This window comes from Nitratireductor sp. B36, assembly GCF_020833685.1.
Classification (GTDB): Bacteria; Pseudomonadota; Alphaproteobacteria; order Rhizobiales; family Rhizobiaceae; genus Nitratireductor.
Map to the genome: position 1 here is coordinate 417,648 of NZ_JACKZY010000002.1, position 19,955 is coordinate 437,602.

General features: G+C 60.2%; 18 protein-coding genes. 11 read left to right on the forward strand and 7 right to left on the reverse strand.

Annotated features, from left to right (window positions below; genetic code table 11):
* Positions 1 to 10: 10 nt before the first annotated feature.
* From H7H48_RS08595 to soxR, 7 genes are all read left to right on the forward strand, one after another.
* Positions 11 to 1,099, forward strand: a complete 1,089-nt coding sequence (locus H7H48_RS08595; protein WP_229448628.1) for a hypothetical protein — start codon at positions 11 to 13, stop codon at positions 1,097 to 1,099.
* Between the two features lie 172 nt (positions 1,100 to 1,271).
* Positions 1,272 to 2,420, forward strand: coding sequence for a hypothetical protein (locus tag H7H48_RS08600; RefSeq protein WP_229448630.1), 1,149 nt, complete (start codon positions 1,272 to 1,274; stop codon positions 2,418 to 2,420).
* 252 nt (positions 2,421 to 2,672) lie between these two features.
* Positions 2,673 to 4,577: an AAA family ATPase gene (locus H7H48_RS08605; RefSeq protein ID WP_229448631.1), complete on the forward strand. Its 1,905-nt coding sequence runs from the start codon at positions 2,673 to 2,675 to the stop codon at positions 4,575 to 4,577.
* Positions 4,574 to 5,860 (forward strand): DUF6638 family protein, encoded by a 1,287-nt coding sequence (locus tag H7H48_RS08610; RefSeq protein WP_229448632.1) that lies wholly within the window; start codon positions 4,574 to 4,576, stop codon positions 5,858 to 5,860. The genes H7H48_RS08605 and H7H48_RS08610 overlap by 4 nt, the downstream gene beginning before the upstream one ends.
* Before the next feature lie 32 nt (positions 5,861 to 5,892).
* Positions 5,893 to 7,017 (forward strand): DUF2333 family protein, encoded by a 1,125-nt coding sequence (locus tag H7H48_RS08615; RefSeq protein ID WP_229448633.1) that lies wholly within the window; start codon positions 5,893 to 5,895, stop codon positions 7,015 to 7,017.
* A 182-nt stretch (positions 7,018 to 7,199) separates the two neighbouring features.
* A complete protein-coding gene (locus tag H7H48_RS08620) occupies positions 7,200 to 8,879 on the forward strand; it encodes a formate--tetrahydrofolate ligase (protein WP_229448634.1) in 1,680 nt (559 codons plus the stop codon).
* A gap of 147 nt (positions 8,880 to 9,026) precedes the next feature.
* A complete protein-coding gene (soxR, locus tag H7H48_RS08625; protein WP_229448635.1) occupies positions 9,027 to 9,461 on the forward strand; it encodes a redox-sensitive transcriptional activator SoxR in 435 nt (144 codons plus the stop codon).
* 10 nt (positions 9,462 to 9,471) lie between these two features.
* Here soxR and H7H48_RS08630 read toward each other — a convergent pair whose 3' ends face one another.
* The 3 genes from H7H48_RS08630 to rnk all read right to left on the reverse strand — a co-directional run bounded on the left by H7H48_RS08630 (position 9,472) and on the right by rnk (position 11,429).
* Positions 9,472 to 10,251: a MerR family transcriptional regulator gene (locus H7H48_RS08630; protein WP_229448636.1), complete on the reverse strand. Its 780-nt coding sequence runs from the start codon at positions 10,249 to 10,251 to the stop codon at positions 9,472 to 9,474.
* A 51-nt stretch (positions 10,252 to 10,302) separates the two neighbouring features.
* Positions 10,303 to 10,881 carry a nucleoside-diphosphate kinase gene (locus H7H48_RS08635; protein WP_229448638.1) on the reverse strand — a complete coding sequence of 193 codons (579 nt, stop codon included), beginning with the start codon at positions 10,879 to 10,881 and terminating at the stop codon, positions 10,303 to 10,305.
* Positions 10,882 to 11,024: 143 nt separating this feature from the next.
* Complete coding sequence (rnk, locus tag H7H48_RS08640; protein WP_229448640.1) at positions 11,025 to 11,429, reverse strand: nucleoside diphosphate kinase regulator; 405 nt, start codon at positions 11,427 to 11,429, stop codon at positions 11,025 to 11,027.
* Positions 11,430 to 11,882: 453 nt separating this feature from the next.
* Between rnk and H7H48_RS08645 the strand changes: the two genes are divergently transcribed.
* From H7H48_RS08645 to H7H48_RS08655, 3 genes are all read left to right on the forward strand, one after another.
* Positions 11,883 to 12,650: a phosphatase PAP2 family protein gene (locus H7H48_RS08645; protein WP_229448642.1), complete on the forward strand. Its 768-nt coding sequence runs from the start codon at positions 11,883 to 11,885 to the stop codon at positions 12,648 to 12,650.
* 151 nt (positions 12,651 to 12,801) lie between these two features.
* Positions 12,802 to 14,991 carry an anthranilate synthase gene (locus tag H7H48_RS08650; RefSeq protein ID WP_229448644.1) on the forward strand — a complete coding sequence of 730 codons (2,190 nt, stop codon included), beginning with the start codon at positions 12,802 to 12,804 and terminating at the stop codon, positions 14,989 to 14,991.
* 57 nt (positions 14,992 to 15,048) lie between these two features.
* Positions 15,049 to 15,930, forward strand: coding sequence for a cation diffusion facilitator family transporter (locus H7H48_RS08655; protein WP_229448646.1), 882 nt, complete (start codon positions 15,049 to 15,051; stop codon positions 15,928 to 15,930).
* On the opposite strand, the gene H7H48_RS08660 is transcribed toward H7H48_RS08655, so the two are convergent.
* The 3 genes from H7H48_RS08660 to H7H48_RS08670 all read right to left on the reverse strand — a co-directional run bounded on the left by H7H48_RS08660 (position 15,931) and on the right by H7H48_RS08670 (position 17,410).
* A complete protein-coding gene (locus tag H7H48_RS08660) occupies positions 15,931 to 16,353 on the reverse strand; it encodes a YciI family protein (protein ID WP_229448647.1) in 423 nt (140 codons plus the stop codon).
* A 172-nt stretch (positions 16,354 to 16,525) separates the two neighbouring features.
* Positions 16,526 to 17,020: an SRPBCC family protein gene (locus tag H7H48_RS08665; RefSeq protein ID WP_229448648.1), complete on the reverse strand. Its 495-nt coding sequence runs from the start codon at positions 17,018 to 17,020 to the stop codon at positions 16,526 to 16,528.
* A gap of 39 nt (positions 17,021 to 17,059) precedes the next feature.
* Positions 17,060 to 17,410: a helix-turn-helix transcriptional regulator gene (locus H7H48_RS08670; protein WP_229448649.1), complete on the reverse strand. Its 351-nt coding sequence runs from the start codon at positions 17,408 to 17,410 to the stop codon at positions 17,060 to 17,062.
* Positions 17,411 to 17,559: 149 nt separating this feature from the next.
* Between H7H48_RS08670 and H7H48_RS08675 the strand changes: the two genes are divergently transcribed.
* Complete coding sequence (locus H7H48_RS08675; protein WP_229448651.1) at positions 17,560 to 18,651, forward strand: AbrB family transcriptional regulator; 1,092 nt, start codon at positions 17,560 to 17,562, stop codon at positions 18,649 to 18,651.
* Between the two features lie 9 nt (positions 18,652 to 18,660).
* On the opposite strand, the gene H7H48_RS08680 is transcribed toward H7H48_RS08675, so the two are convergent.
* Complete coding sequence (locus H7H48_RS08680) at positions 18,661 to 19,863, reverse strand: serine hydrolase (RefSeq protein ID WP_229448652.1); 1,203 nt, start codon at positions 19,861 to 19,863, stop codon at positions 18,661 to 18,663.
* Positions 19,864 to 19,955: the final 92 nt, after the last annotated feature.

The following is a 19,955-nucleotide window of genomic DNA, read 5'->3' on the forward strand; positions in this document are numbered from 1 at the left end:
GCGTATCAACATGGCCACCTTGCAGAATTTCGACACGGAGATCGCGAAGACCCGTGAGGTGGTCGACGAGATGCGCTCGAAGATCGAGCAGTCGGGCACCGTGCTCGACAAGCTCGCCCGCACTGACGAAAAGATCGGCCAGGCCGATTTCGACATTGAGAATGCCCGCATTCAGGATGTCTTGACGCAGCAGAAGGTGATGGAAGCAAACATCGCCGACCTGATCATCGGCCTTGAGGATGCCACCAATGTCTTCGGCTCCGAATTCGAGAGCATGAAGAGTTATACGGGCTGGGAAAACTTCATCGGCATCTTCTCCAAGCAGAAAAAGCAGCGCATGCGCACCGAGCGTGTCCGCAACATGTCTCTCGCGGGCAATCTGCAGGAACTGCTTTCAAAATCGGACACCATCACCGGTATTCTGAAGGATCAGAAGCAGGTGCTCGAAGAGCGCTACCAGACCTCTGAGGCCAGCCTTGCCAAGGTCATCGAACGGCGCAAAACCACGATGGAAACCTTGGAAGCGACCCAGAAACGCATCGAGGAACTCAACCCGATGCTGCTCGACATCGAAAACCGGATCGCCGCGTCCACAAGCCAGAAGGAGCGTGCGAAGCTCGAGGGAGAACGCTCGAAGCTTGCCACCGAATACAATGAGGCACAGGCGAAGGAGCAGGAGCTTCTTGCCGAAAGCCAGACGCTCGAGCGCTACACCTCCATGTTCCAGACCTTCGTGGATTCGCTCAACAACCAGATCGCGGCCCAGTCGACGCTGATCAACAAGCTCACCATCGACACCGAACAGCGCATCGTTCTCTACAAGGCGCTCGAAGATTCATTGAAGACCGCAGCCCAGCAGGATGTCGCCCACCGCATCAACACGCTTGGCTCGAAGGTCGACAACACCGCTGAGGAAACCATGGCCGGTATAGGTGCCGCGGCACAGCGGCACATTGGCGACCTGCTTGAACTGCATGAGAAAAACATGGTCACCACCGCCGACATCCAGCGCCGCAAGAAGCTTGCCGACGATGCCTTCGCCCGCCGCTTTGAGGACGTGATGAAGAAGCACGACGCCGCGAATTACGTTCGGGCGTGACGAGATACGGTGTGCGCACCTTCAATGCCGATCCGCACCCTTACCCTCTCTCCGCTCGCGGGGAGAGGGGGACGTTTACGTGGCGGTCGTCTTCCTTCTCCCCGCGAGCGGGGAGAAGGAGCCGGCAGGCGGATGAGGGGCGGGCGCCAAGGTCCCAGAACAGGTCTTTTGCATGAATACCGCTCCTGACGCCGCATTGCGCTATTTCGACGCCATTGCGTCCGCGCTTGAAGGGCTCGGCGTCTATTTCGGTGACCGCTCCGCATCGCCTTTCCAGTCGCACGGTCTCGTGGCGGAAGTTGTTTCACCCTATATCGGTCGCCTGGAGCGCTCCTTCGAGTGCTGGCAGAACCGTCTCGGTTTCATGGAAAAATTCCGCATCCAGCGCGCCGAGAGTGGTTATCCGGTTTTTCAGAGCGTGCTTGAACTGGAAAACGACCGGCGTCAGGCCGAGAAACGTCTTGCCGGCATCTCCGGACCGGATGAACTTCGCGCCGAGATGGTCGATTTCATCCTGCGCCACCGGGAATTTCCGGCTGACCTCCAGCGCTCCATGGCCGAGCGCCTTTATCTGGAGCAATTGAAGGCGGGCAATGTGTTTTCGCCGTTCATTTTGCCGGAAACGGTGCGCGTTTCGGTGAATCCCAAGACAAAACGGCCGTATTATCTGGTGCATTGGGGCGCTTTTGACGGAAATTCGAGCCTTCCCATGGTCTATATGGCAGCGGTCGAGGATTCCTCGCCCGGCATGGTCAAGGCGCTTGTTTCCGACGATGGCAGGCTCAACGAGGATGTCGAGATCGGCCTGCCGGTGGGGGGGCTGCTCAATCCGGAGCTTGCGCATCAGTTCGACGATTTTGCGGAAAAGAACTCCGCCTATTCCCTGTCGCCGGCCACGATTGCGGGTAATCTCGACAAGGATTTCGACCACCTTCACCCCAAGCAACTGCGCCGGGTGGTGCTGGGACCGTTTTACACGGCCGGCATCACGGAGAACAATTCGACCGTCTCGGAAGTGCTTGGCAAGGTGCGCCGGCAGGAAAATGCGTGGCTTCTCACCTGGACGGTGCAGGAGGTCTATTCCAAGACCGAGCGCCCGGCCCGCAAGGGGCTGTGGTCCAGCCAGCCGGCGCGCGAGGAATTTTTCATTGACACCGACGACCTCGATGCGGCCCGCATGGGCGTGAGCGCCTATGAGCAGCACGCGCTTGTGCCGCACGAGGCCTATCAGGCGCTCTATGCCGCCGGCGAGGCGCAGAAGATTTTCGATGGCTACGACGTGCACGTCATTTCGGGCGGGCGGGTGATCACGGATGTGTAGCAGCTTCGCCCAGGCAGAAGACTATGCGCCAGCGTTTGTGCCCCCTTCTCCCCGCTTGCGGGGAGAAGGTGAGGATGAGGGGCGCGCGCCAGGGGTGAAAGTTTTGCAAGGCATGGGCGCCTTTCCGCCCGAAACGCCGCATGCCCCTCATCCGCCTGCCGGCACCTTCTCCCCGCAGGCGGGGAGAAGGGCGATGGCCGCTGGCGTTGTGCATCAAGGGCGGTTCCACTGCCCGACAGATCAGGAGTTTCCATGGACACCGGCCTGACGACCATCGACGAGAAGGACATCGAAAAGCACCGGGCGACGGCGCAGAGCCTTGTGACGCGCTTTGTGGTGCTTCAGTCTGATGGCGGCCGCTCCGGCACCGAGCTTGCCGGCACCGGGCGGCGTTTCGTGTCGACCGTCTCCACCGGCGCGTTGCGTCGCACGCGTGAAGTGGAACTTGCAAAAACCATCGCCGCCATCCGGCAGGGCGACCCGATGCTGTCCATTCCACAGCACACGCTTCTCTATCGTACGCGTCGCGGGGTGGCCGTGGCGCTGGCCGTCGCCGATGTCTTTGCGCGTTCCACCGAACTTGAAAGCCTTCAGGAGCGCAACGCCCGCAGCCCGCTTGAGGGCGATGCGGCGCAGACCTATCACGCGCTTCTGCAGGCATCGGCCTATGTCGCCGCCTTCACGCTCTCATCCTATCTCCTCCAGATGCTTGACGCCGACAGCGAGCCGGTAAACGACACGGATGAGCCGGATTTCCAGTTCGATACACCGCAGGACGCGCTCAAAAGCGTTCTTGCCGCGCTCGAAGGCGCGATCTCGGGTGCTGCCGACGACACGGCGATGACGGCGCGCGCCCGCGCGCTTGCCCGCGTCGCAATCGAGGGGCTCTTGCAGCGGCGCAGCCGTTTCACCGGTCTCGGCGCGTTCGAAGACACGCATATGCGGCTTGAGACCGACGATTTCACGCTGGACGGGTTCGATGTTGCGCCGGGCAGCCGGCGCAAGCCGCTCGTCATGTCCTTCAAGAAGCCCAACGAGATCATCGGCAATCACATCGCCAAATATCAGGCCATGAAGCTCGCCAAGATGCTGATGGCCTATGATTTCGACCGTCAGCTCAACCCGTTCGTGGAGCTGGGGGGCTTTCTGTTCACCTTCATCGGCGATGGCGCGCCGGGCACCGGCAAGACCATCCTCATTCAGATGACCGCCGGACTTTTGAACGATTACTGCCAGATCGCGGGCGTGCCGTTCCACTACGAGAATTTCGGCGTCGACCAGATTTCCTCCTATCAGGGCAAGTCGGGGCAGAACTGCAAGCAGTTCGTGGAAAATGTTCTGAGCCCGCGCGCCATCGGCTTCGGCACCATCGACGACATCGATCAGGTGGCGGCCAAGCGCTCCGACGACCGGGCGTCTGCCGGCCAGCAGGAGGTGACGGGCGTTCTGATGGAGAGCTTTGCAGGGGCGGGCACCGTTGTGCGCGGCAATTGCTCCTTCGGCATGTTCTCCAACTATCCGGAGAATGTGGACGACGCGCTGCGCCAGCGCGCCGGCGCGCGCTGGCTTGTCGACGGGCCGCAGACATTTGAGGACTATGTCGACATTTTCGTGCTTCTGGCCGGCAAGAACCATTCGATCCCGCTTGGCGAGCACGAGCCGTTTGCAACGCAGGAGATCAGACGCGCGGTCGAAACCGCCTATGAGGCGCATTCGAAACCGCAGGAAGAAGGGCTGGCGAAGGTCTATGAGCGCTTCCTGAACGATCGCGGCGAGCCGAAGACGCTTACGGATATCGGCGCTTATCTGCACGAGATCAAGCTGGCAGAGCCACGCTTCACCGGCCGCGCCATCAAGAACATCACCGACGCCATCAAGATGCGCGCCATGGACATCGAGCTTCCGGACGAATGGTTCGAGACGCCCGACGCTTTCATGCGCAAAAGCTATGATGAAAAGAAAGCGATGATCGCCGAACTGCGCCGGCCATTCACGATGGACATGGTGATGCAGGAAATCAATCGCTACGCGGATTCGGAGTTCCGCTATTCGCACCGGTCCGACGATGCGGCGGTTTCCACCATCGTCCGCGACCAGCGCCTGCGCGAACGCGCGCTGCGCGAGATCGAGGACATGAAGGCGAGGGGGACCTGGTGAACCTCCTCCGCGAAAACGATCTCATTTTCGGCCGCCTCCTGAAGATTGAAGAACCGCATCTGATCGCGCGTTACAACAAGGCGCTGGATGCCTTCGGCGTGCCGCAGACGAAACTCGCCTCCTTCGAGATCGACCGCACCGGCTTCTCGCCGCAGATTGCCGAGGAGCTGGACGACGAGCAGTATCTCGATCCCAACGGCGTCAATCGCCGCTTCATCATCCTCACCCCGGCGCAAATCGAATTGCCCGTGGTGCACACGGCCTTCTCCAACACCTCGCAGCTCGTCTACGAATTCATGATGGCCAATGCGCGCGCCATCAATGCGATCACCATCAAGGATGTGGTCTATGGCGAGATCGAGGAGCAGGTGAACCAGGTGCGCGATATCGAGGACCTGCTGTCCATCGCGCAGGTGGAGTTCAAGGTTCTCTCCGCCGAAGACCTGCTCGGAAAGGCCGCGGAGCTTGGCCGGCTTGCCGACCGTGTGAAGCATGAACCCGACGCCTGGCGCGACGACGAATTGCTCAACCGCATGGTCGCGCTTGCGCGGGAAACCGGCGACATCCGCGAAAACAGCCTCGTGCCCGAACAGGTCGTGTTTCGGCATGATGCCTATTGGACGAGCCATTTCGGCGGCGTCTACATATTCGCCGATACGGACACAACAACGGTGATCGCTGATCCGGCGACGCCGGGCTTCCGCCGCTCGCGGCCCTGGCAGGTGAGTTATCTGTCGAAGGACGATCCCGCGCGCATCTTCCGATTTCTGGCCGAGACGGGCCGCATCCAGCTCCCCCGCGCCTCGTGGATCGAGCGCTCCAATTATCTTGCCCATCGCGGCGAAATGGTGCTGCTCGATCTGATCCGGCGCGAGGAGCCGGATACGGATTTCGCCCGCGTCGATCCGGTGTGGCTGCAGACCTGGACGCACCGCAACGCGAAACTGGTCGCTGGCGAGGGGAGTGTTCCGCTTCTCAACGCCGCCGTGCGCGAAATCAGCCAGACGGGGACGCTCAAGATCGAAGAAATTCCGGCGCGTGAACGCTTTCTCGTCACCCGCGCTGACCCCGCGCACAAGGATGCCTGGCTCACCAACCGGCTGATCTCCGATTTCGTGCCGTCCGATTTCATTGCGCGCTACGTCTTCAACAAGCAGGGTTTTTACCGGGATTACGAAACCTGGCCGCAAGCCTGGCGCGAATATGTTGTGGCGCGGCTGAAAACCGCATATCTCATGGACAAACCGGCGCTGCGAAAGCGCCTCTACGGCCTGGAAAACTGATCCAGGCCCCAAACGCCTGAGGGAGGCGCTTCGTGCTCGATCCGATCGTTGAATTCTTCACCCGCGTGTTTCACTGGATCGGTCGCGGTATCGGGCTGTTGATTGCCTGGATCCTCTGGCCGTTCATGGCCGCCGGCCGCTGGTATACAAGGCGCGGCTGGATCATTCGGGGTTCGATCGGACTTGTGCTGCTCGCGATCGTTGGCTTCTACGGCTATTTCTTCTGGCAGACACAGGTCTGGACGGGCTTCAATCCCGATTACGTCGCGGAATACAATCTTGACGCGCGTGGCGTTTCCGCCGGCGAGCAGACAGCAGCCACGCAGGGCGGTGAGACACGGACCTGCGGACGGTCCGCCATCGTCGACGTGACCGGAGATCTCACCGACTTCAACGTCAACGACAATGCATGGATTTCCTCCATGCTGCTCTACAAGCTCGGCTTTTTCTTCGTGCTCGACTGGGACGACACGCCCTTCTTCGACAACAAGGCATCGTTCCAGCGCGGCATCAATCAGGCGACACGCCGCAGCGCCATCGAACTCGTTGATGCGCTTGGCCGTGTGCGCGGCACATCGCAGATCGACCGCGATCTGCAGAATGCGCGCGGCGCGCTCACCTTCGATGAGGAAACCTGGTATTTTGGGCTGAGCCCCTTTGGGCCCAAGACGCCCACCCCTAGTTTCTATCGCTCCGCCATCCGCGATCTGCGCAGCTTCAACGACCGGCTTGAGACTTGCGAGGCCGTGTTCGATGCGCGCGCCGACAATCTGATCCAGTATCTCGACCGCATTGCGAGCGATCTGGGTTCGACCTCCGATCTTCTGCGCCAGCGTTCGGAAAACTACAATTCCGGCTGGTTCGACACACGTGCCGATGATCGTTTCTGGTTCGCCTATGGCCAGCTCTACGCTTATTACGGCCTTCTGAAAGCGGCGGGTGCCGACTTTGAAGATGTCATCAAGCAGCGTTCGCTGGGCTCGCTCTGGGACACGACGGAAGAGCAGTTCCGCGCGGCGCTGAATGTGCAGCCCTTCATCATCTCCAATGGGCGTGAGGATGGCTGGATCATGCCGACCCACCTCGCCACGATGGGGTTCTACATCCTGCGTGTGCGCTCCAATCTCGTGGAACTGCGCCTCGTTCTGGACCGGTAGGTCATCCGGTCTGCGGGTCAAACGCCGATGTCTGCCCCGCCTGCTGCTTCATTGCCACCGTCGCACATGCCCTGTCGCATTTCACGCATTGCGCGCCTCTTTTGCGACGGTGGACGTTTAGAATTCGCGGCTTTATGCCAATCGGCAAACGTTGCGGACCACCGGGAGAGGAAATCATCGTCATGGCCGAAGTGAAATCCGACATCGAGATCGCCCGCGCGGCGAAGAAGAAGCCCATTCAGGAAATCGGGGCGCGGCTCGACATTCCATCCGAGCACCTTCTTCCCTATGGCCATGACAAGGCGAAGGTTTCGGCCGAGTTCATTGCAGAGGCCCGCAAGAACGGGAACGGCAAGCTGATCCTCGTTACGGCGATCAACCCGACCCCGGCGGGTGAGGGCAAGACGACCACCACGGTCGGTCTTGGCGATGGTCTGAACCGCATCGGCAAGAAGGCTGCGATCTGCATCCGCGAGGCCTCGCTTGGCCCCTGCTTCGGCGTCAAGGGCGGGGCAGCCGGCGGCGGCTATGCCCAGGTGGTTCCGATGGAGGACATGAACCTCCACTTTACCGGCGATTTCCACGCCATCACCTCTGCCCACAACCTGCTTTCGGCGCTGATCGACAACCATATTTACTGGGGCAACGCGCAGGAGATCGACATTCGGCGCGTGGCCTGGCGTCGCGTGATGGACATGAACGACCGTGCGCTGCGCGAAATCGTCTGTTCGCTCGGCGGCGTGGCCAATGGTTTCCCGCGCGAAGCGGGTTTCGACATCACCGTTGCCTCCGAGGTCATGGCCATTCTGTGCCTTGCGACGGACCTGAAGGACCTCGAAAAGCGGCTCGGCGACATCATCATCGGCTATCGCCGGGACAAGAGCCCGGTCTTTGCCCGCGACATCAAGGCCGATGGCGCCATGACGGTGCTCCTCAAGGACGCGCTTCAGCCCAATCTGGTGCAGACGCTGGAAAACAATCCGGCTTTTGTGCATGGCGGCCCCTTCGCCAACATCGCCCATGGCTGCAACTCGGTGATGGCGACAACCACGGCGCTGAAGATCGCCGACTATGTGGTGACGGAGGCCGGTTTCGGCGCCGATCTCGGTGCGGAAAAATTCTTTGACATCAAATGCCGCAAGGCAGGCCTCAAGCCCGCCGCCGCCGTGATCGTGGCGACCGTGCGGGCGCTCAAGATGAATGGTGGCGTCAGGAAGGAAGACCTGGGCACCGAGGATGTCGCATCCGTCAAGGCAGGCTGCGTCAATCTTGGCCGCCACATCGAAAACGTGAAGCAGTTCGGCGTTCCGGCCATCGTCGCCATCAACCATTTTCACACGGATACGGATGCCGAGATTGAGGCGGTAAAGGCCTATGTGGCCGAGCAGGGGGAAGAGGCCGTTTTATGCCGCCACTGGGCGGAAGGCTCTGCCGGGATCGAGGAGCTGGCGCACAAGGTGGTGGCGCTGGCCGAAAGCGGGGTCTCCCAGTTCGCACCGCTCTATCCCGACGACATGCCGCTCTTCGACAAGATCGACACGGTGGTGAAGCGCATCTATCGCGGCTCCGAGGCGATCGCCGACAAATCCGTGCGCAATCAGCTAAAGCAATGGGAAGAGCAGGGATACGGCCACCTGCCGGTCTGCATGGCCAAGACGCAGTATTCCTTCTCCACCGATCCCAATCTGCGGGGCGCACCCACCGGCCATGTGGTGCCGATCCGCGAGGTGCGGCTTTCCGCCGGCGCCGGTTTCGTGGTGGCGATCTGCGGTGAGATCATGACCATGCCGGGTCTGCCGCGCGTGCCGTCCTCCGAGCATATTTTTCTCAATGAAAACGGCCTGATCGAGGGGCTTTCCTGATAAGTTGAGTCTGATGGCTGGGCGGGCTGCAGGCCCGCCAACTGCCTGCACGGGGACAGAGGGCAGGCCCGTATGTGGTACAAACTCAAGTTCACTTGAAGTTTAATCCTGGTCATGAGATTTTAGCCTCAACAGGAGAGGCTGCCGATGCTCACCATCAATCAGGTTTCAAGGCGCAGTGGCGTGGCCGCATCCGCACTGCGATATTATGAAGAGCGGGGATTGATCACCTCGGAGCGTGCAGGCTCTGGCCATCGGCGCTACCAGCGCGCCGTGCTGCGTCGCGTGGCCTTCATCGTTTTCGCCCAGCGGGTGGGGCTGTCGCTTGATGAGATCAAGGCGGAACTCGACAAACTGCCCACCGACCATGTGCCGAAGGGTGATGACTGGGCGCGGCTTTCCGAGCACTGGACGAAGCGCATCGATGAACGCATCGCCGAGATGGAGCGGTTGAAGCACGGCCTAACCGAATGCATCTCCTGCGGATGCCTCTCTCTGGAGACCTGCGCTCTGACGAACCCGGCCGACCGGGCAGGCCGGATGGGGCCGGGTCCGCGTTATTGGGTAGGTGCCAAGGCGTGAGCGACGTTTTTCAGCTTTCCTTCACACGCCTTGTCCAGCTGCGCATGGCAATCGGTAGCCATTTGGAAAAGCCGGGCGAAAGCGTTTCGTATCGCTGCTTGAAGTCATCGTGGCTTTCATAAATGTCGGCAAGCCCGGCGTAAGCGTCGTGTGAGCAGTCTCTACCCCACATCTGTGCCACCCAGGCATGGTGTCGTTGGATCAATGGATCAAGCGCCCGTGCTTGCGGCACTGTGCCGTCCTCCATTGTCTTCACTAGGTCCGCCTCGATCCCCGCGAGCGCACTCATTCGCTCTTTCATATCCTGATCGCTGATTGCCTTTGCTGCCGAATCGCTTGCGGTGACTTTCTCGTGTGTTGAATCACCAAGGCGATCTTTCAGCCATGCTTCGTATTCGGCCTGTTTTTCGGGCGTCACGAAGCCCTTGTACAAATTCTCATATTGCATCGCACGTTCTCCTTTCAGATGGGCGATCGTGCGGTCGATCGTCCTGATGAGCTGGCGATAGCGCTTGGCTTCGGCCGCGAGATGGCTGCGTTGTTCATTCAGCGCTGCCAGACTGTCGAAGCGCGGATCGTCGAGAATGGAACCGATCGTCTCGAGCGGCATCCCAAGCTCGCGATAAAGGAGGATCTGCTGCAGGCGCAGCAATTCCGCCTCTCCGTAGTAACGGTAGCGGTTCTCGCCGACACGCACAGGTGAAAGAAGGCCTATGGCATCATAGTGGTGAAGGGTCCGGACCGAGACGCCGGCAAGCTTCGCCAAATCGGTGACCATCCATTCTTTCATCGCGCACGCCTCCGCAGGACCAAGGGATTAATCCCTCCCCTGTCGTGAGGGTCAAGCGGCACTGGGCCCCGGGTCATCGCCGTCGGAGTATTCGGGGGAATGTCGCGCAATCGCATCCGCATTATGAACAAGGCGCAGCGCCGGGCGCGCCACCGCGCGCATCTTTCGACGTGCTGCTTCCGGCTGATAAAGCACGTCTTCGAGCATGAGGTGCTCCGGGTGAGAGTTGCCGTGTCTTGGAAGAACGATGCTCTCGCCTGCAGCCAGCCCGATAAGCGCCAGCCCGCGCAATGTTGTCAGTGGCAATGTCAGCCCGACGAAGCCTTGTAGTTCGTCGTGGCTGATGATGCGTGTTTGCGGGTGTTCATCACCCGTGCGGAAGCGCACACGGCTGTTCAACGTCGCCACATGGGCTGGCGCGTCTTCGCGGAGCACGACACGCGCTCCATCAAGCTTCGCGCGCAGAAGTGCCGCATAGGCTTCACTGAAGTGGTGCCTGCGCTCCTGCAAAAATTCCAGAATGGTGAAGTCCTTGGTGGTGAGAATACATCCCTGCCCGGTCCACACGGCGATCTCCTGCTGATCTCCAGTACGGCCCTTCGCATGGGTGGTCGAAAGGGCCGTGAACAAACAAATCCGCACGCCACTTGCGTGGTTGTGCAGCCTGCATTTGGGTGGTTTCCCCTGCGCCCAAGGCATGGCGCAGGGGTCAAACTCCCGTCAGGAGATGTCCCGTGAAAAAGCGGAGATGCGGGCTCGTCATGATTGTAAGCTCAGGCGTTTTCTTCCTGGGTCACGCGGACCACGGTCAGCTTGTGAGTCTGACCCGTACGCGCGGTCCAGTCGATTGATTGGCCCTCCTTGAGGCCGATAAGCGCCGTGCCCACGGGTGTCGTGATGGAGATGCGGCCCTGTTCGATATCTGCGTCGCCGGGGTAAACCAGGGTCACGGTTTTTTCGGGCCCACCGTCGGCGGTATAGACGACGGTCGAACCCATGCGCACAATGGTAGCGGCAAGCGAGCCGTCGCGAACGACGCGAGCCCGGTCCAGTTCGGCCATCATGGTTTCCGATACGTCCGGATTGCGATCTTCCAGCGCTTCGGCCAAGCCGGTCAGGCGTTCGTAGTCGGTTTCGGAAATCGTGATGCTCGGCTTGCGCCCTGTCTTCTGCTGCATTGGCTTGTCCATGCGTGTCATCCGGGCATGCAACCATGCACGCCACGAGGCTTCGATTGTCGTACGAAATTCTGGTGATGCGCCTTAGAACCGTTTCCGCCGTGCGATCTGATCGTGTCGATCAACAGGCGGAGGAGCGCCCCTCGGTTCGGAGGCGCACGGCACCGAACCGGGGGTCAGTATCCCGCAATGGGACATACCCGGAAAAAAACGGACATGTGTTTTCGGTTCGTGCTCATTGTTTAAACGTGGTGCGTGGATCAGGCGATGTCAAGACGGTTGCAGTAAATGCTGGAGTAATGCGCAGGACCATATGAACCCGCCAGTTGCGCGCTCACAGCAAATCTCCGAAGGTTTCGAACCTTCCCGAATTCAATCTTAATTACGCAACAATCATGGTGTTCGCATCCAGCGTGTTGCAAAACCGATCAGTCAGGCGGGGGCTATTAGGCAATGACAGGTGAGCAGGACGGATTCTTTCGACGGGTTGCGCGCCAGCGCGGGGCACTTGCACCGGTGCTCCTTCTCCTCGTGCTGACACTTGGCTCGTTCGCCTTTTTCGCCATTGCTGATGAGGTGGCGGAAGGGGAGATCAAGGCTCTCGATGAATATCTGCTCCTCTCCCTGCGTAATCCCATGGATGCGTCTGATCCGCTCGGCCCACCCTGGCTGGAGGAAACCGCACTTGAGATCACCGCCATCGGCGGTTATCCGGTCATCGTACTTTCGCTTCTCGTGTTGACAGGTCTGCTTCTTGTAACACGCCGTTTCGGTGCAGCCTTCTATGCGCTTTTGTCCGTGGGGTCTGGCGCGCTTGTCTCATATCTTCTGAAAAACCATTACGAGCGTCCGCGGCCGGATCTTGTCGAACATCTCGACGTGATCCACACGGCCAGCTTTCCAAGCGGTCACGCAACGGTCACCACAGTCGCTTATCTGACGCTGGCTGCTCTTGTCGTGCGTTTTTTTCCGGACTGGAGGGTCAGGCTTTATGTGCTTGCTGTCGCGGTGTTCATTTCCTTTATCGTCGGAGCAAGCCGCGTTTACCTTGGGGTTCACTGGCCGAGCGATGTTGCTGCAGGCTGGGCGCTGGGCGCTGCCTGGGCAAGTTTCATATGGCTGTGTCTGAGTCTCCTTGCGCTTTATCGCGGCAGACGGGCGGGCAATGGCTCGGGAAAGCGGTTGCGCGAAAGCGCTGTCGAGGTTATGGAGAAACCATGATGATGATTTCTTGCGCAAAACTCTGGTGGTGGGCCCGCTAACAGCGGCCAGCCGTGCAGTGTGCGCGCAGAAAAGACCATGGCCGCAGGTGAAAACCGGGCGGCCTTTTTTGTCTGCGCTTCCCGGCGGTGCCTGAAACAGGGAGCATGAAATGAGCCTGGAAGTTCTGGATAACGGTGCTGAGCGTTTTACGACCGCTGGCGGTGTGATGATCACGCGAAGCCGTGTGGAAACCGCCTATGAAGGCGCCATCGACGCCTATATCGATGCGCTGGATGAGCGCCGCGGGGCAGTTTTCTCCTCCAATTACGAGTATCCGGGTCGCTATACCCGCTGGGACACGGCGATCATCGATCCGCCCCTGGTGATCTCGGCCCGTGGCCGCGACATGAAGATCGAGGCGCTGAACAGACGTGGCAAGGCACTTTTGCCCATCCTTGCCGACCGGGTTGCTGCACTCGATCCCGTGACGGTGAAGCAGCGCGATGATGGGCATCTTGAGATTTCGGTGGCAGAGCCCGAGCGGGTCTTTTCCGAGGAAGAGCGCTCCCGTGTGCCCACGGTCTTTACTGTGCTGCGTGCCGTTACGGAGCTTTTTCACACCGATCACGATGCCAATCTGGGGCTCTATGGGGCGTTCGGCTACGATCTCGCCTTCCAGTTCGACCCGATCAGGCAGAGCCTCAAGCGCCCCGAAAGTCAGCGCGATCTGGTCCTCTACCTTCCTGATGAGATCCTGGTGGTCGACCATCACGCGGCCCGAGCCTGGCACGACCGGTACGACTATTCGGGCGAAGGCTTCTCGACGGCGGATCTGCCGCGAGATGGCACGCGGGAGGCCTTCAAGACAGCCGATCATGTTCCACCGCGCGGCGATCACGAGCCCGGTGAATATGCCCGTCTGGTGGAGAAGGCGAAGGACAGTTTCCATCGCGGGGATCTGTTCGAAGTTGTTCCCGGGCAAATGTTCATGGAACGCGCCGAACGCCGACCCTCGCAGATTTCGCGTCGTCTGAAGGAGATCAATCCCTCACCCTACTCCTTCTTCATCAATCTGGGTGAACAGGAATATCTTGTCGGCGCCTCGCCGGAGATGTTCGTGCGGGTCAATGGAAGGCGCGTCGAGACCTGTCCGATATCCGGCACGATCAGACGGGGCGATGATGCGATTGCCGATGCCGAGCAGATCATCAAGCTTCTGAACTCCAAGAAGGACGAGTCCGAACTCACCATGTGCTCTGATGTCGACCGCAACGACAAGAGCCGTGTGTGCGAGCCGGGGTCCGTGCGTGTGATCGGCCGCCGCCAGATCGAGATGTATTCGCGCCTCATTCACACGGTCGATCACATCGAGGGGCGGCTGCGCGAGGGCATGGATGCCTTCGACGCGTTTTTGAGCCATGCCTGGGCCGTCACGGTGACGGGTGCGCCGAAACTCTGGGCCATGCGGTTCATCGAGGAGAACGAGAAGAGCCCGCGCGCCTGGTATGGCGGCGCCATCGGGATGGTGCATTTCAACGGCGACATGAATACCGGCCTGACACTTCGAACCATTCGCATCAAGGATGGTGTGGCAGAGGTTCGGGCGGGTGCGACGCTACTGTTCGATTCCGATCCGCAGGAGGAAGAGGCCGAAACGGAGCTCAAGGCGTCGGCCATGCTTTCGGCGATCCGCGATGCGGGGAAAGCAAACATGGAAAATGAAACGCGCGCCGGTGCCCGTGTGGGTGAGGGGGTGAAGATCCTGCTTGTCGATCACGAAGATTCCTTCGTGCATACGCTCGCCAACTATTTTCGTCAGACGGGCGCGGAAGTGGTGACGGTGCGCTCGCCGGTCGCCGATGAGGTGTTTGACCGCGTTGCGCCGGATCTGGTCGTTCTCTCACCCGGACCCGGCCGGCCGGAGGATTTCGACTGTAGGGCCACCATCGCCAAATCTCGCGCGCGCAATCTGCCGATGTTCGGTGTTTGCCTTGGTCTTCAAGCGCTTGTCGAAGCCTATGGCGGCGAACTGCGCCAGCTCGCCGAGCCTATGCATGGCAAGCCTTCGCGCATTCGTGCCAGTGGAAACAGCCTTGTGTTCTCGGGCCTGCCTTCGGAAGTGACGGTTGGGCGCTATCATTCCATTTTTGCCGATCCGGTGCGCATGCCATCCGCCTTCGTGGTGACAGCGGAGACTGAGGATGGTGTCGTGATGGGGATAGAGCATGAGGAAGAGCCGATTGCAGCCGTGCAATTCCATCCCGAATCGATCATGACGCTTGGGCAGAATGCAGGGATGCGCATGATCGAGAATGTGGTGGCGCATCTGCCGCGCAAGGCACGTGTGAAAGCGGCCTGAAAGATTGAGCTTTTGTGTTCCCGTGGGGTTGGCCGGGAGCCGTGAAGGGGAACCGTCATGCCATCCAACGGCAAGCTTCAACGCATCGCAATGTGGTCCATTGTTGTTGCGCTGGGCATTTTTGCACTCAAGCTTGCCGCGTGGTGGCTTACCGATTCTGTGGCGTTGTTTTCCGATGCGATGGAATCGGTGGTCAACGTCGTCGCCTCATGCGTGGCATGGTATGCGCTGCGCATCGCCCACACACCGGCGGACGACAACCACCCTTTCGGTCATCACAAGGCGGAGTATTTCTCCGCCGTTCTGGAAGGCGTCCTGATCGTTGTTGCTGCGCTGCTGATCATCCATGAGGCATGGACGGTTCTTTTCGACCCGCGCCTGCTCGATGCTCCGGTTCTCGGATTGCTGGTAAACGGGCTGGCTGCGGTCGGAAACGGCCTGTGGGCGTGGCTGCTCATCTCGACTGGGCGCAAGGCGCGCTCGCCGGCCATGGTGGCGGACGGCAAGCATCTATGGACCGATGTGGTAACCTCGGCCGGGGTGATACTAGGCCTCGTTCTTGCGGTTGCCACCGGCTGGTATTGGCTTGATCCGGTGATGGCGCTGGTGGTTGCGGTGAACATTCTGTGGCATGGCTGGCATCTGGTCGGCGATTCCGTCCAGGGGTTAATGGACGTGTCCGTGGAGCCGGAGGAACTGGCCAGAATCGAGCGTGTGATCGCCGACAATGATGACGGCGCACTGGAATTTCATGATCTCAAGACGCGTGAAGCGGGCAGGGCCCGCTTCATCGAGTTTCATCTGGTGGTTCCCTCGCAAATGACGGTCGAAAGCGCCCATCGCATCTGTGACCGTATCGAGGGAGCGCTCGCCAAAGCCCAGCCCGGCGCGGAAGTCACCATTCATGTGGAGCCGGAACACAAGGCGAAATTCTGCTGATCAGGACCGTTTGATGCCTTTTTCCAGCACATCAGGATACGTCTTCACGATCTCCTGAATCTCCTCGCTATAGTCGTCCATTTGCTGGATTTTACGCACCTCGATCGTCTCGTTGGGCGAGGCAGGGCAGCGTTTGGCCCACTCGATGGCATCAGCCATTGTTGGAACATTGATGATCCAGAAGCCGCCGAGCACCTCCTTGGCCTCGATGAAGGGGCCGTCGATCACCACCGGTTCGCCGCTGGCGAACGAAACCCGCGCGCCTGCAGACGGCGGATGCAGGCCTTCCAACGCTTCCAGAACACCGTCGGCACGCAATTCCTCATTGTAGGCCATCATCTTGGCCACCGCGTCGGCGGGTAGATCAAGCTCGGGGCCGGCCGTCTCATATCCCTTGGGGATCATCAGCATCATGTAGCGCATTGCAGGTTCCTTTCTCGCTTTTGCTCCCATCTAGGACGGACAGGGAAGGGGCGATCCGACAGGCCCATCGATTTCGTTTGGTGAACCCGGACCCCTACGACGCTACCGCGAGCCTGATTTCCGCGCCAGATAAAGCTTTTTGCCGATCCGGTTGCCGATCCGGGGGCAGGGCCTAAGCGGCCTTGCGTTCGGCAAGCTGGCGATCGAGGCGGGCATAACCCTGTTCCATCCCGTCGGACATGGGGGATTTCAGGATCATGTCGCGTGCTTCCTTCGATTTGCAGCGGATCACCATTTCCATGCGTGTGCCTTCGCCGTCTTCCTCGAAGGTGGTGGTGATTTCCGTGCCGCCGCCGGTCCAGTCCTCGTCAAATATTTCCTCGTGAACAATGCGGTGAGGGATGTCGATCTCCCGGTAGGTCGCCGTCATGCCCATATCGGCGCCATTTTCGGTGTTGTGCCAGACGTAGCGGCCTTTGCCGCCTTCCTTCAGGTCGATTTCGCAAACAGGCAGGGTCCAGTTTTCCGGGCCGGTCATCCAGCGCTTGATAAGCTCGGGTCGCGTGTGGGCATCGAAAACCATTTGCCGCGGAGCGTTGAAATGGCGGGTAATCAGCAGCTCGTTATCACCGCGGGTGGTGACTGTGAGAGTGTGGGGTTGTGGCATGCTCTTACCTTTTCGGAATTCGAGGGGGCTGACGCCTGTTCAGCCGGTCCCGGCCGGCGGTTCATTCACGGTCTTCAAGGTGTCGAGGAGTGCGTCGAGCTTTGCGTAACGCTCTTCCAGGAATTGACGGTACTGAGCGAGCCAGTCGATGGCATCGCCCAAGGGTTTGGCCTCGAGCTTACATGGACGTTTCTGGGCATCGCGGCTGCGCGACACGAGCCCCGCCTTTTCCAGCACCTTGATGTGTTTGGAGATGGCGGGCTGGCTGAGTTTGAACGGCTCAGCGAGTTGCATCACGGTTGCTTCGCCTTTTGCCAATCGGGCGAGAATGGCGCGCCGTGTTGGGTCTGCCAGAGCGGCAAATGTCGCATCCAACTGGTCTGTCTGCATGATGCTCACTTTAATTCTATTTTAGTTATATAACTAAATGGAAATATATAGTCAATGCCTCCTTTGGAGCCACACCGACCTGAAGTGAACATTCCCATCCGGGGTCTCATCCTGTATGTCGTGACGGCAGGCAGTCAGGACACTCATTAATGGATTCCACACCGCAACCCTCTTTCGAAGGCCCGCTCACGCGCCTTGCTCCGGTTGCACAATGGCTGTTTCTCGTCGCGCTCACAGTGGCTTTCGCCGGCATCATGCTCTACGGGACGCTGCCGGCGGCGCTGCTGATTGGCCCCATGCTGGCAGCTGTTGCCACCGGGGCAATGGGTGCGCGCATTCGTGTTCCGGGTCTAGGCTTTGCCTCGGCGCAGACGCTGGTGGGGCTTCTGATCGGCGGTTCACTGGAGCCCGCGATCATCGCGTCCTTCGCTGATATCTGGCCCATTCTCCTGCTTACGGTTCTGGTAACGGTCGCGGCCAGCAGCTTTCTCGGCTTTCTTGTCAGCCGCTGGAGGATCCTGCCGGGCACGACGGCCGTCTGGGGGTCTGCGCCGGGTGCAGCTACGGCCATGGTTCTCATGGCAGGTGCTTTCGGCGCGGATGCAAGGCTCGTGGCGTTCATGCAATATTTGCGCGTGATTTTCGTGACCGTTGCCGCGGCGCTCATTGCACGGCTATGGGTGGACACTTCTGGTGTCGAAATGCCCGCAACAGACTGGTTTCCGCCGATCGGTCTTGCCGCCTTCGCGATTACGCTGGTCACTGCGCTGGCGGGAGGGCTTTTCGGCAGGCTGGTGCGCTTTCCGGCGCCGTTCTTTCTTGGAGGCATGGTTGCCGGAGCGCTGGTGCATTTGGGCGGCGGTCTTGCGCTCGAGCTCCCGCCCTGGCTCATGGGCGCCTCCTATATGATGGTGGGTTGGACCATCGGCCTGAAATTCGACCGGGCGCTCCTGCGCACCGCCTTCAGGGCGCTGCCTCAGGTGGTGTTGTCTGTTCTCGCCCTCATGGCATTGTGTGGCGCGCTTGGGTGGTTTCTTCATGTGGAATGGGGCATCGACCCACTCACAGCCTATCTGGCAACGAGCCCCGGCGGCATGGATTCGGTCGCGATCATTGCTGCCGCTGCCTCGCAGAATGTGAACCTCTCCTTCATCATGGCGGTGCAGATGGCGCGTTTTCTTTTCGTGCTTCTGGCCGGCCCGCCCATCAGCCGCCTGGTGGCGCGGTGGGCAGGGCCTTAGAAATCGCGGTTATGTGTCCCCATAGACCTTGCTCCAGAAGTCCATATAGGTCGCCGGCGGCTCGGGAGACGTCATCATTTGCTGGCTGAGGAAGATGCCGATAATTCCGTTTTCCGGGTCGGTGTAGGCAGTTGTGCCGTAGCCGCCGTTCCAGCCGAAGCTGCCGGGCGCAAGCCAGGGCCGCGTCCTTTTCACACTCACCGAGACTCCAAGGCCCCAACCTGCTCCTCCGTCCTCCATGAACATATCGGCATGAGGGCCGGTCTTCTGATGGGGTGTGAGTTGATCGCGCGTCATCTCCGCGACGGATTCAGCCTTCAGGTAGCGCCTGCCGTTCAGTTCGCCGCCATTCATCATCATCCGGCAGAATGCGAGATAATCGTCGACGGTGGTGGCGAGACCACCGGCCCCGGAATCGAGCGGTGGCGGAACGCTGAAATCGATACCGTCTTCCGGGCCGTACGTTTTGATTTCCATGGCGCCGCCCGTGAAATCCGGACCGTAGAGGGGTGGCAGGCGATGCTGTTTTTCGGGCGGCACGAAGAAAGCCGTGTCCTTCATACCCAGTGGTTCAAAGAGACACGCCTTCATCAGGGTGCTCAGCCGCTCCCCCGTCACCCGTTCGATCAGAATGCCGGCCACGTCTAGACCGTTGTTATAGAGAAATTTTTCTCCCGGATGTGCCGCGAGCGGCAATGCGGCGAGCTGCTGCATATATTGATCCGGCGACATTTTCGGCAGAACCCAACTCGGTGCGATTCCGGCTTTGCGCATCGCCTTCTGGATTGGATAGGCATCCGGAAACACCATGATGGCGCCGAGGCCGAAGGTCATGGTCAAAAGATGGCGCAGCGTCACCGGCCGGTTTGCCGGTACGGTGTCGTCGAGTGGCCCGTCTATCCGTTTCAGAACCCTGCGGTTTGCCAGCTCAGGCAAAAAGTCATCCACGGGACGATCCAGCGTCAGCAGACCTTCTTCCACCAGCATCATCGCAAGCGCTCCCGTCACCGGTTTGGTGATGGACGCCACGCGAAAGATCGTGTCGCGCTCCATTGGCGCACCTGAACCGTTCATTTCGAAGGTTCCGGCGCTGGCCACATGTGTCCGTTCTCCGTGGTGGACCAGCCAAGTGGCTCCGGCAATTTCGCCCGTATCCACGCGGGCGTTCATGGAATGTTGCAGTGCGGCCAGGTCGGGAGTCACAGTGTGCATGGTGTTGGATCTCGAAGGCAGGGAGGAGGAGGCAAGTAGAACTCCGGCGCTGGTCAGCAGGGCGCGGCGGGTGCGGTCAATCTTTCCTCTTT